We start from the raw sequence: 11,202 nt of genomic DNA, 5'->3' as shown, positions 1-11,202 counted from the left end.
AGTCTGCGACCCGTTGATCGGCGTTTCCTGTTAGGGCCGCCGCCGGGCCGCGTGATGGAAACTGCTAGGCCAAACGTGCGCTCTCGCCTTGATCGGGAGCGGAGGGCACGGAAAACCCTGTTGGAAGTCTCAAACACTGTACTACGAAGCAACGTCGGCGGAAGTGTGGTCGTCGCCGGCGAGAAGCCGCCGGGCGAGACGGGGGCGCGGCTGCCCCCGGTCAAGTCGTATCGCTGACTGCAGGCCAGGAGCAGCGTGGGCGCGCGCCCCGGGGTAGGATTGTCCTGAGCACTCCCAAGCTCCACCCTTCCGAACACCTTCGGAGAGCGCTTGATGCACCAAGCCACGCGCGTGGTCCGCCTCGTGGCGGCTGCGGCCGCCATTCTCTTCGTGGCGCCGGCCGTCGCGGCCGGCCCCAACATCGATCAGCCCACCTTCGTCGACGACGTGGCGCCGATCCTCCACGCCAGGTGCGTCTCCTGCCACCAGCCCGACGAGATCGGGCCGATGTCGCTGCGCACGTACCGCGAGGTTCGGCCGTGGGCCCGGTCCATCGCCCGCGCGGTCGAGAGCCGGGACATGCCGCCCTGGGACGCCGACCCGGGTTACGGGCCGTGGTCCAACGACATCAGCCTGAGCGACGACGAGATCGCGGCGATCACCCGATGGGCAACGAACGGCGCGCCCCGCGGCGAGGGCGACGAACCGGCCTACGAGCAGCCGAAGGCCGCGGGTGAGTGGACGTTCGGCGAACCGGACTGGGTGCTTGAGTTCGATCCCTACGAGGTGGCGCCGGCCGGACAGGACGAGTTTCGGGACGTGCCCATCACGACCGGCTTCGAGGAGGATCGCTGGATCCGCGCGATCGAGATTCAGCCGGGAGACCGCAAGGTGCTCCATCACTTCATTCTCTGGCGGGCCGCCGAAGGCGCGGCCTACCAGGAAAGCTGGATGGCGGCCTGGACGGCGGGCGCCAAGCCCTACCAGTTCCCGGCGGGGTCCGCCCGCCTGCTGCAGAAGGACCGCAAGATGATCGGCGACTTCCACTACCACCCGAGGGGCGAGGCGGCGACCGACAGGACCCGCATCGGTCTTTGGTTCGCCGAACCCGAGGAAGTCGAGAAGGAACTGGTCACGCTGCCGGTCTGGAACGCCGGCATCAACATCCCGGCGGGCGACCCGAACTACGAAGCGGAGGCGAGCCGTGTTTTCGAGGAAGACGTCCTGCTTCACGCGTTCACGCCGCACATGCACTACCGCGGAAAGTCCATGTTCTTCAGCGCGGAGCTTCCTGACGGCAGCACCAGGGACCTGCTCGGGGTCAGCCACTACGACTTCCACTGGCAGACGACCTACCAGTTGGCCGAGCCGATCCGGCTACCGGCCGGGACGCGAGTCCGTGTGAAGGCCTCCTTCGACAACTCGGCCGGCAACCCCGAGAACCCCGACCCGACGGTCGATGTCACCTGGGGCTTGGAGTCCACCGACGAGATGCTGAACGGCCTCGTCGACTACGTCGCGGCGGACGGCTAGATCGCCGGTTGGTTCAGGCGCTTGCTAGACGGCGCCTCGTGGCCTTCTCGTAGACGACAGCGGCAAGGCTCGTGAGCAGCAGAGCACACAGGACTCCCACGAGGGCCCATCCAGTTCCACGATTCCAGATGGCGACCTGCTGCGCGACCGCCATCGCGCCCATCACCGCGAAGACCCCAACCAGGAGGCCCAGGAAAGAAGTCTGCTGAGTCGGCGTGAGCTGACTTCCGGCCCAGAAGCAGATGGCCGAGAAGCCGATCGCGGCTACTGCGAACATGCGAATGAACGTAAGCTGCCGGAAGAACTCCATGAAGGCTGTCAAATCGGTCGCACCGATCGCCGGTACGGGGCTCTCCACTCCCAGTGATACGGCAATGTAGCCCGTTCCCACCATGAGTGCTACGCCGCCTAGCAGCAGTACGCATCCCACAACGTAGATCACGATCGTCTTCGACATCGCTTCCTCCTCCCTAGATCGCCAGATCGTTCAGATTGTAGTCGCGGATCACCCGCTCGAACGTCTCGTCGTTGAAGCGGAAGTCGTCCTCGAGACCGGCGAACGGCTCGTAGACGAACGACGGCTCCCCGGGCCGGTGCTGGCGGCGGGCGTCGATCGCCACGGCGATGACCGACGAGCGATCGAAGATGCGCTGGGCGTCGTAGACGACCTCGTCGGCCTCGACGCCGAGAGCGCCCTTCTGCCCCTCGACCGACTTGCGGCGGTGGAAGCCGAAGGTGAGCGAGATGCGGAGGTCCGCCGAAGTGTTGGCGAACGAGGCGTGGAGCATCTGGCGGTTGACGATCGTGACGTCGCCGGCGCTGCAGACGAGCGGAAGGGCGCCGGGGAGCTTCTCGCTTCGTCCGTTCGCTTCGACCCGCGCCTTGATGTCGATCTTCCCGAGCTTGTGCGTGCCGGGCACGATCCAGAGACAGCTCGCCGGAGTCGTGGGATAGAGCTGCACCTGGAAGTTGAAGCCGTGGATGCCTTCGTCCCAGTCCGGAGAACCCCAGTGGGTGACGCCGTCCTGGTGCCACGACACGGAACCGCCGAGACCCGGCTGCTTGACGAAGATCGCATCGTTGAAGGGCACGAAGTCGTCGCCGTTGATCGCCGCGGCGATGGCGAGGAGGTGCGGGTGGCCATAGAGCCGCAGCCCGGAGGGCATCGCCTGGCACATGGAACCCATCAGGAAGACCACCTCCGCGGGTGCGTCCTCCGCAGGTCGGGGCTGTGTCATCTGCGTCGGGTGGCGTCCACCGAGAAGCTCGGTGCCGCCCCAGGGGTCGGCCAGAGGCTTGGTGAAGAGATACGGCCGGCGGGCGTAGTCGAGCCCCAAGGCCGGACGCCCTCGCGCGTCCACTTCCGCGTCCGGACCCACCGGCGCGCGCTCCAGCATCTCGTTGGCGTCGCGGCGCAGCTCGGCCAACTCGTCGCCGTCGATGACTCCTTCGAAGACGTAGAATCCGTGCTTCCAGAACGCCCCCAGGATGTCCGGATGGAGCCTGCCGCCGTCGGTCAGCCGAATCGGCCCGCGGTTGCCGATCTCGGCGGCGAGGCGCAGCCCCTCTTCCTGGTATGCCGCCATGCCGGCCGCGTGTTGCGCCCGAGTCGGCGCCGCTACTGAGTCGCTTGAAAGGCCCATAGTGCGCTCCGTGTGCGGAGGTACATCGTCGTTCCGTCGATCGCCGGCGTTGCCGTCGCCAGGTCGTCGAGATCCGAGACGGCCAGCGGCTCGAGAGAGCCATCGTTCGGCAGCACGACGAGCTTGCCAGATCTCGACAGCAGGTAGAACTTGTCGTCGGCCACGATCGGCGAGGCGTAGAAGCTGTCAACGGCTCCCTTGAGGCGGCTCTGCTCGATCACCTCTCCCGTCGCGGAGCGGAGCGTCGTCGTGATGCCACTGTCGTCGACCATGAGGAGAACTCCGTCGTCGACGATGGGCGACGGGAGCTGGGGGATCTTGCGGTGATAGGTCCACCGTACGTGACTGGCCGTGAGATCCCCTCGCAGGCCAGCCTTCGGTAGCTCGACGGCGAGGATTCCGTTGCGGCTGTCGAGCGCCGCCTGGAAGTACGTCCAGTCGTCTTCGTCGAGGCGGCCGTCGCGCCCCAGATCGAAGAAGGAGAGGGAGCTGCGAACCAGGCCCTCCGGCGCCTCCTCCCTGGAGATCATCCCGTCCCCGTCGCCGTCGTGCGCGGCGACGATGTCCGGGAAGGGCTCGAGTTGGACGTGACGCCCTTCTTCGTTCAGGGGCATGGCGTAGCCGTTGATGAAGAGGACGCCATCCTCGATCGCCGGGGTCGATTTCATCTCGAACGAGAGACCGCGCACCCACCAGAGCCGCTCGCCCGTCTCGGCCGAATAGCTGGTGAGAAAGAACGAACCCGGCACGACGACCTGGAGTTCGCCGCCGTCGGGATGGTGGAGGACGGGCGTCGAATGGCCGCTTGTGGCGGCAGGCCGCTCGGTGCGCCATGCCAGTTCGCCGGACCCGGCGTTCACGGCCAGGACGTGGGAGCCCTGCTGCTGGTCGACCACGAGGACCACGTTGCCCGCGGCGAGGATCGGAGAGGCGCCCATGCCGTAGATGTTGTCGAAGGGACCGAGAGGATGGCGCCAGAGCTCTTCGCCGTCGACCGTGTAGCAGAGCAGGCCGAAGTCGCCGAAGAAGACCCAGACGCGCTCGCCGTCCGTGACGGGCGACGGCGACGCCGGTCCGTTGCGGTTGTCGAGCGTCTCGGTCCGCGGCCTCGGCGCCTCGCGCCGCCAGAGCTCCGATCCGGTCTCGCGGTCGAGGGCGATCGTGTAGAGCGCTTCGCCTTCCGCGGCGGTCAGGAAGATCCGGTCCGCGCTCAGGACCGGCGACGAGTCGCCGGCCGGGAGTTCGGTCCGCCAGAGGAGGTTGCGGTCGGGGCCCACTTCGACCGGCAGGGCGCCCGCCTCGATGGCGCCCCCGCCGTTCGGCCCCCGGAATCGCGACCACTCGGTGGTCTCCGCCCAGGCGAGTGACGAGAGGGCAAGAGCGGTCAGGATCAAAGCAGATCGCCGCCGCAGGCCGAAGCGCAGGTGCCGTGCGCCTCGAACGCCTGCACGACGTTCTTGCCGGTGCGCCAGCGATGGACCTCGTCCGGCCCGTCGACCAGACGCTGCGCGCGGACGGCGCGATACCAGCCGGCCAGCGGCGTGTCCATGCTGTAGCCCAGGGCGCCGTGGAGCTGGAGCGCGGTGTCGACCACCTGGTGCACCATGTTGGCGAGGAAGACCTTGGCGATGCCGTTCTCGTTGCGCAGGTCCATGCCGTTCTCCGCCTTGTAGGCGATGTGGAGCAGCATGAGCCGGGCCTTGTAGAGCTCGGCGGCGCAGTCGGCGAGCATCCAGCGAACCCCCTGGCGGTCGGCGAGGCGCTTGCCGAAGGTCACCCGCTTCACGGCGTGGCCGACGGCGAGATCGAGTGCGCGCTGCGCCCTCGCCACGTTGTGCATGCCGTGTCGCAGCCGCCCGTAGGCGAGGCGATGCTGGCCCATCGCGAAGCCCTGGCCGCGGCCACCGAGGAGGTTCTCCTTCGGGACGATCAGGTTCTCGATGCGGATCTCCGAGTGCGAGCCTCCGAGTTTCAGGCCGAGTTCGGTGTGCGGCTGCATCGTCTCGATGTCGCGGATGATCCTGTAGCCGGGGTTCGGCAGCTCGACGAGAAAGGTCGAGAACTGCCGGTGGCGGGCGACGTCGGGATCGGTCTTCGCCATGACCAGGGCGACGTCGGCGACGCTCGCGGAGGAGCTGAACCACTTCTCGCCGTTCAGCACATAGTTGTCACCGTCGAGTACGGCCGAGGTCTGCATGCCCGTGGCGTCCGCGCCGGCGGCTCGCTCGGTCATCGAGTAGCAGATGCGCTTCTCGCCCGCCAACAGCGGCTTCAGGAAGCGCTCCTTCTGGTCCTCGGTGCCGTTCTCGAGCAACGTCAGCATGGTCGCATCGTCGGGACCCTGCGTGTTGAGGGAGAGCGCTCCGAGGAAGCTCTCGCCGAGCTCCATCTGGACCAGCGCATTGGCCAGCGGCTTCAGACCCATGCCGCCGTGTTCCTCCGGAATGAAGGGGCACCACAGCCCCTGCGACCTCGCCTTCTTGCGCAGCTCGGCCAGCACTTCGTCGAAGTTCTCGGGAGTGCATCCCCCTTCGGCCGGGATGCACTCGTTCTGAACGAAGTCGCGCACCTTGGCGCGCACCGCCTTGGTCTCTGCTGGAATCTCGAAATCGATCATCGTCTTTCCTCTTTCCTTCCTGTGGTCAAAAGATCGCCAGTGCGTTGAGCGGCGAGCCGGTTCCGGTCTCGACGGCCAGCGGCCCCGCCACGAGCAGAAACTCCCAGCGACCCAGCTCGGCCGCCGTTTCGGCGACGGCCTCGAGGTCCTGGTTGTCGAAGATGTCGATGCCCATGGCGACGATCGTGAGGGTGTGAACCGGAAGGTCGACGCCCTCCACCTGCGATGGGACGACGTCGAGCGCGGCATCGGAGCCGATGAAGGAGATGTCGCGCGAGCGAACCCAGGGCATCGTCGAGGCATGGAGGCCGGCCGCGTTCTGCGACACGGCCCAGGGTCCGAGTTCGGCGCGCCGTGCCCAGCGGCCGGTGCGGATGAAGACGGCGTCGCCGGCACGGACGCGGAGCCCGGCCATCTCCTCGAAAGCTTCGAGGTCTTCGGTGTAGATCGGCGTCCCCGGCTCGAGATACGGCACGCCCTTCAGGCGGGGGATGTCGAACACGATGCCCCTCGTGACGATGCCGCCCCGGAGGTTGAAGATCGAAGACCGCGTGCAGCCCTCCTCGGTGACCGTGTCCTGCGAGTAGCCGTTGTACATCTTCCCCTTGTAGAGGATGTGACACAGGGCGTCGATGTGGCTGTGCGAGTAGCCGTGGTAGCTGATCTCGTAGCGATCGCTGACGCCGCCGCGGAACGCGGGCTCCTCGTCGGGATCGGGAAGCGCCAGGATCGCGCGCTCGAACGGCAGTGGCACGTCGACGGCCTGCTCGATGATCAGCGGATGGGCGAGTGAGACGGAGATGCCCTCCGTCGCCAGGGCCAGCGCTTCGAGGCGCTTCTCGCGGGTGATCAGGTTGGCCGCCCCGAGCTGGTCGTCGTCGCCCCAGCGGCCCCAGTTGGAGAGCTCCTCCATCATGCGCTCGATGTCCGCCTGGGCGAGATCGCGCGACTCGGGCGAGTAGCTTGGAACGGGTTCCGCTGCCGAAGCCGTTTCTGTTTCAGATCCAGGCTCAGTCCCGCCTTCCGGGGCGGTTGCGCAAGCGCCGATCAGCAGTGTGCATGCGATGCCGAGCCTCAGGTGTGTAGCCTGCATATGCTCCCTCCCTGTTGGAGATCCCGGCCGATTCTGCCGCATCGGGGCAACAGCGACGTGTTCCGCCCAAGGTTATATCGTGGTATAACTCGCGGATATGCACACCACGAATCTCCGCAAGGTAGGCGGCTCGGTCATGCTCGCAGTACCGCCGGTGCTTCTCGATCTCCTGAACCTGGCTGTTGGGGCCAAGGTGGACATCGGTGTCGAGGGCGACCGCCTGATCGTTGCGCCCCGGAGCCGCCCAAGCTACTCGCTCGACGAGTTGCTGGCGATGTGCGACGAGACCGCTCCGGTCGACGATGGAGATCGCGCGTGGCTTGATGGCTCGCCTGTCGGCAATGAACTGTTGTAATGCGCCGCGGTGAGATCTGGCTCGTCAGCCTGGATCCCACCGCGGGGCATGAACAGCGGGGGACGAGACCGGTTCTGATCGTGTCGCCCGCGCGCTTCAACGCGCTGACCAGGACGCCGGTCGTTCTTCCGATCACTACAGGTGGGAACTTCGCGCGCCAGCGCGGCTTTGCGGTCTCGCTCGACGACGCGGGTACACGAACGGTCGGAGTGATCCGTTGCGACCAGCCGCGCACCCTGGATCTCGCCGCCCGGAACGGGAAACGCCTCGAATCCGTCCCCGAGCAGACCATGGATGAGGTCCTGGCGCGTCTCGCTGCAATCCTGACCTAGGGCGCGCACGTTTCTGGGCTGGCTCCTAGTAGTGCACGCCCTCTTGGGGACGCGGCGGCGGGGTCGTGCGTGGTCCTTCGACGCGATGGTGCATCTCTTCGTAGGACGCGCCGCCGCGTACCTTGTCGACCATCTCGTCGGGGTCGAAGTCGATGCCGACCGGGTTGCGGGCGAAGTCGGGGCCCCTGATGTAGGCCAGCCCCTCTGCCTTCGTGGGGAAGTTGTCCACCTGCGTCTCGACCCTGTTGCCGTCGGGGTCGGTGTAGTAGATCGAGGTGGTCATGCCGTGGTTGGTGCACCAGTAGGGTTTGACGCCACTCTCTTTGAGTCGGGCATAGGTACGCACGACGAGTTCGTCCATGGTTCTGTACTCGAAGGCGAAGTGGTCGTAGCCCTGGTTGCCGGCGCCGCGCTCTCGCTTCCTGTCTTCGACGAGCAGGATGCGCAGAAGGCGGTGGTCGAAGCGGAGCAGGGCCAGCGTCTCGCTGCGTTCGGCGACCTCGCAGCCGAGCGCCCGCACGTACCAGTCGACCATGGGCTCCAGTTGCCTGGTGCGAATGACGGTGTGGACAAGTTCGGAGGGTGCGACGGTTTCGGTCTCCGCGGACGCCGCACCGCCCGGAGCCGGCAGACTGGCCGGATCGAAGTCGACTCCGGCGGCTTTCTCCGGACCTGCCGCTTCCCCCAGGTAGGGCTCGAGGTCCTCGATTCGATCGAATCGGTCGAGGAGCATCTCGATGCGATTGCCGCTGGGGTCGGTGTAGAGGAGTGAAACGCTGTCGCCGTAGCGTCTGGCCGCGCGTGGCTCGATTCCCCCTGCCTTCAGCGCGTGGTAGTTCGCGCCGAGTTCGGTGAGGGAGTCGTAGCTGAAGGTGAAGCGGTCCCAGCCGAGAAGACCGGTTTCGGGCACGGGCTTGCCGCCTCGCCCGAAGATCGAGACGCGATGGTGCTCGATGTCGTAGGAGCACCAGGCGCCGCCGCGCGAAGGCGCGTCCGGCCGGCTGGCGACGTGGTGGGGACGGCAACGAAGGACGGTGTCGTAGAAGGCCACTGCCTCCTTCAGGTCGCCGACTCTCACCGCCAGGTGGGCGAAGTCGGAGGGCGACACGATGTCGGCGCCTGTCGCCGCCCGCGCCGAACCCACTCCCAGGCAAGCGCCCGCCGTCACCACCGCTCCTTCCAGGAAGCGGCGCCGATCCATCGAGCTGTCTGTGGACATCATTTGCTACCTTGCCACACCTACCCTGGGGAGGAAGCTGATGAAACGGTGCGTGAGACGGGACGTGAGGCTCGTGGCTCTGTCACTGGCGGCACTTGCGGCAGTCCCAGGGGCCGGTAGGGCGCAGGAGCCGAAGACGGTCCGGATCGACACCCTGGGCGTGATGGACACCCTCTACCACCTGTCGGGCGGCGGCGCCAACTCGCTGGCGCTCATCGATGAGATCAACGGCGGCGTGGTGTTGATCGACACGAAGCCCCCGGGCTGGGGCCAGCCGGTGCGCGACGCCCTCGACGGGGTGACGGATCTCCCGGTGACGACGATCATCAACACCCACGCGCATCCGGATCACGCCGGCAGCAACGGCGAGTTCGGGGCCGCCGCCTTGATCGTGGCGCACGAGAACACCCGGGCGAACATGGCCCGGATGGACCTCTACTCGAGTGCGGACGCGGCGGGGTTGCCCACAAAGACGTTCACCGACCGGTTCTCGCTGCTCGAGGACATCGATCGCATCGAGCTGTACCACTTCGGCCCGGCCCACACCGATGGCGATGTCATCGTCGTCTTCCCCGCCAAGGGAGTGGCGTACCTGGGAGGCCTGTTTCCTTCGAAAGCGACGCCGGTCATCGATACGCAGAACGGCGGGAGCGGCGTGGCCTTTCCCGACACGTTGGCGAAGGCGGTCGCCGGGATCCCGGGCGTGAGGATCGTGATCACCGGCCACGGCCAGCCTCCCGTGACGTACGCCGGGCGGGGTCGCCGGGAGACAGGTGTGAACCGTCCCTGGGCGGGGTTCATGACGTGGGACGATCTCAAGGAGTACGCCGACTTCAACCGCGACTTTCTGGCGGCGGCGGAAAGAGCATTCCGAGCCGGCCTGAGCGTCGAGGAAGCGGCGGCGACCCTCGAGTTGCCTGAGCGCTACAAGGACTACGGCATGGAACACGCGAGAGCGAACGTCGAAGCGATCTATGACGAACTGGCGAACAGGTAGGGAGCCGCGTATGGCCAGAAGACTCACGGTCGCGCTTGCGTGCGTCGCATCCATCCTGGTGGGTGCGACGGAGCTACGTGCCGACGACTGGCCGGAGTTCCGAGGCAAGGGCCGCCTCGGCGTCTGGCACGAGACCGGGATCCTGGATGAGTTCCCCGCCGATGGCCTGAAGGCGCTCTGGCGGACCCCGATCAAGGCAGGGTTCGCGGGCCCCGCCGTGGCCGACGGCCGCGTCTTCATCACCGACTTCGAAGCCACGCACGGCATGCGCGGAACCGAGCGGGCGCTCGCGCTCGATGAGGCGACCGGTCGCATCCTGTGGAGTCAAGCATGGGAGGCCGACTACGCGGGGATCCAGTGGGAAACAGGCCCCGGCGCGACCCCGACGGTCGATGGAGACCGCGTCTACACCCTGGGGCGCACGGGCGTCCTGTCGGCGTTCGACGTCGAAACCGGCGCGCTCCTCTGGCGAAAGGACTACGCCGAGGACTACGGCGTCGACCGCTTGCAGTGGGGGTTCGACTGGGGCTTCGCCAGCGCGCCGCTGGTCGATGGCCCGCGGCTCATCTGCTTCGTCGGCGGCCCGGAGAACGCGCGGGTCGTCGCGTTCGACAAGATGACCGGTGAGGAGCTCTGGCGCGCGCTGGACAGCGAAGCGGACCTTGGCGTCGCGCAACCGATCATCGTCGAGGCCGGCGGAGCGCGTCAGCTCATCGTCTGGAACCCGGAAGAAGTCGTCTCCCTCGATCCGACCAACGGCGAGTTCTACTGGCGGCAGCCCTACACGGTCGGCGGCGCGATGACCGTCGCGACACCGGTGCAGGTCGGGTCTCAACTGTTCTTCACAACGTTTTACGACGGACCCCTGATGCTGACGCTCGACCAGGACAGGCCCGGCGCCACCGTCGCCTGGAAGGGCTCGAGCAACAGCGAGATTCAGACCGACGGGTTGCACGCCGTGCTGGCGACGCCGATCATCGATGGAGGGACCATCTACGGTATCTGCAGCTACGGCCAGTTGCGCGGCCTGAACGCCGAGACCGGCGAGCGTCTCTGGGAAACGCAGGAAGCGACCGGAGAACGACGGCGCTGGGTCTCCGGGTTCCTCGTCCAGAACGGCGACCGGGTCTTCATCAACAACGATCGCGGCGACCTGATCATCGCCAGACTGAGCCCTGCCGGCTACGAAGAGATCAGCCGAACGCACCTCATCACCCCCACGTCGAGACCCGGCAACCGGCGGGAACTGCGTTACGTGAGCTGGGTTCACCCGGCCTACGCCAACAAGCACATCTACATCAGAAACGACGAGGAGATGATCTCCGTGTCGTTGAACCAGGCAGACTACGAGTGACCGTGCGACCTCCTCGACTCCTTCTCCCGGCGATCCTGGGGACTCTCACCGCGGTAGCG

At 66.8% G+C, this 11,202-nt stretch carries 11 protein-coding genes; 5 read left to right on the top strand and 6 right to left on the bottom strand.

Annotated elements, in window-relative coordinates:
* Positions 1 to 333 precede the first annotated feature (333 nt).
* A complete protein-coding gene (locus OXG83_14635) occupies positions 334 to 1,533 on the top strand; it encodes a hypothetical protein (protein ID MCY3966270.1) in 1,200 nt (399 codons plus the stop codon).
* Positions 1,534 to 1,546: 13 nt separating this feature from the next.
* On the opposite strand, the gene OXG83_14630 is transcribed toward OXG83_14635, so the two are convergent.
* The 5 genes from OXG83_14630 to OXG83_14610 are packed head-to-tail and all read right to left on the bottom strand — an operon-like array spanning position 1,547 to position 6,886.
* Positions 1,547 to 1,990, bottom strand: coding sequence for a hypothetical protein (locus tag OXG83_14630; protein MCY3966269.1), 444 nt, complete (start codon positions 1,988 to 1,990; stop codon positions 1,547 to 1,549).
* 13 nt (positions 1,991 to 2,003) lie between these two features.
* Complete coding sequence (locus tag OXG83_14625) at positions 2,004 to 3,119, bottom strand: phytanoyl-CoA dioxygenase family protein (protein MCY3966268.1); 1,116 nt, start codon at positions 3,117 to 3,119, stop codon at positions 2,004 to 2,006.
* A 32-nt stretch (positions 3,120 to 3,151) separates the two neighbouring features.
* Positions 3,152 to 4,570, bottom strand: a complete 1,419-nt coding sequence (locus OXG83_14620) for a PQQ-binding-like beta-propeller repeat protein (protein ID MCY3966267.1) — start codon at positions 4,568 to 4,570, stop codon at positions 3,152 to 3,154.
* Complete coding sequence (locus OXG83_14615) at positions 4,567 to 5,793, bottom strand: acyl-CoA dehydrogenase family protein (GenBank protein MCY3966266.1); 1,227 nt, start codon at positions 5,791 to 5,793, stop codon at positions 4,567 to 4,569. The genes OXG83_14620 and OXG83_14615 overlap by 4 nt, the downstream gene beginning before the upstream one ends.
* Before the next feature lie 25 nt (positions 5,794 to 5,818).
* Positions 5,819 to 6,886 (bottom strand): cyclase family protein, encoded by a 1,068-nt coding sequence (locus OXG83_14610; protein ID MCY3966265.1) that lies wholly within the window; start codon positions 6,884 to 6,886, stop codon positions 5,819 to 5,821.
* A gap of 97 nt (positions 6,887 to 6,983) precedes the next feature.
* Here OXG83_14610 and OXG83_14605 point away from each other — a divergent pair, with 97 nt between their 5' ends.
* Together OXG83_14605 and OXG83_14600 are read left to right on the top strand one after the other, a co-directional pair.
* Complete coding sequence (locus OXG83_14605; GenBank protein ID MCY3966264.1) at positions 6,984 to 7,241, top strand: antitoxin; 258 nt, start codon at positions 6,984 to 6,986, stop codon at positions 7,239 to 7,241.
* Positions 7,241 to 7,573 (top strand): type II toxin-antitoxin system PemK/MazF family toxin, encoded by a 333-nt coding sequence (locus tag OXG83_14600; protein MCY3966263.1) that lies wholly within the window; start codon positions 7,241 to 7,243, stop codon positions 7,571 to 7,573. Before OXG83_14605 ends, OXG83_14600 begins: the two co-directional genes overlap by 1 nt.
* Positions 7,574 to 7,598: 25 nt before the next feature.
* Here OXG83_14600 and OXG83_14595 read toward each other — a convergent pair whose 3' ends face one another.
* Positions 7,599 to 8,792, bottom strand: coding sequence for a VOC family protein (locus tag OXG83_14595; protein ID MCY3966262.1), 1,194 nt, complete (start codon positions 8,790 to 8,792; stop codon positions 7,599 to 7,601).
* A 64-nt stretch (positions 8,793 to 8,856) separates the two neighbouring features.
* On the opposite strand from OXG83_14595, the gene OXG83_14590 reads away from it, so the two are divergent.
* Together OXG83_14590 and OXG83_14585 are read left to right on the top strand one after the other, a co-directional pair.
* Complete coding sequence (locus OXG83_14590) at positions 8,857 to 9,789, top strand: MBL fold metallo-hydrolase (GenBank protein ID MCY3966261.1); 933 nt, start codon at positions 8,857 to 8,859, stop codon at positions 9,787 to 9,789.
* A 10-nt stretch (positions 9,790 to 9,799) separates the two neighbouring features.
* Entirely contained in the window at positions 9,800 to 11,143 is a 1,344-nt protein-coding gene (locus OXG83_14585; GenBank protein ID MCY3966260.1) for a PQQ-binding-like beta-propeller repeat protein, read from the top strand.
* The last annotated feature ends 59 nt before the right edge of the window (positions 11,144 to 11,202 follow it).

The organism is Acidobacteriota bacterium, from assembly GCA_026707545.1.
Lineage (GTDB): Bacteria > Acidobacteriota > Thermoanaerobaculia > Multivoradales > Multivoraceae > Multivorans.
The sequence above is the reverse complement of the archived record's forward strand: the minus strand, read 5'-3'. Positions and strand labels throughout refer to the sequence as shown.

Bases quoted from the DNA above. Each gene is read 5' to 3' on its own strand.
- OXG83_14635 (MCY3966270.1), top strand. From the start codon at position 334: ATGCACCAAGCCACGCGCGTGGTCCGCCTCGTGGCGGCTGCGGCCGCC.
- OXG83_14630 (MCY3966269.1), bottom strand. From the start codon at position 1,990: ATGTCGAAGACGATCGTGATCTACGTTGTGGGATGCGTACTGCTGCTA.
- OXG83_14625 (MCY3966268.1), bottom strand. From the start codon at position 3,119: ATGGCGGCATACCAGGAAGAGGGGCTGCGCCTCGCCGCCGAGATCGGC.
- OXG83_14615 (MCY3966266.1), bottom strand. From the start codon at position 5,793: ATGATCGATTTCGAGATTCCAGCAGAGACCAAGGCGGTGCGCGCCAAG.
- OXG83_14610 (MCY3966265.1), bottom strand. From the start codon at position 6,886: ATGCAGGCTACACACCTGAGGCTCGGCATCGCATGCACACTGCTGATC.
- OXG83_14605 (MCY3966264.1), top strand. From the start codon at position 6,984: ATGCACACCACGAATCTCCGCAAGGTAGGCGGCTCGGTCATGCTCGCA.
- OXG83_14600 (MCY3966263.1), top strand. From the start codon at position 7,241: ATGCGCCGCGGTGAGATCTGGCTCGTCAGCCTGGATCCCACCGCGGGG.
- OXG83_14595 (MCY3966262.1), bottom strand. From the start codon at position 8,792: ATGTCCACAGACAGCTCGATGGATCGGCGCCGCTTCCTGGAAGGAGCG.
- OXG83_14585 (MCY3966260.1), top strand. From the start codon at position 9,800: ATGGCCAGAAGACTCACGGTCGCGCTTGCGTGCGTCGCATCCATCCTG.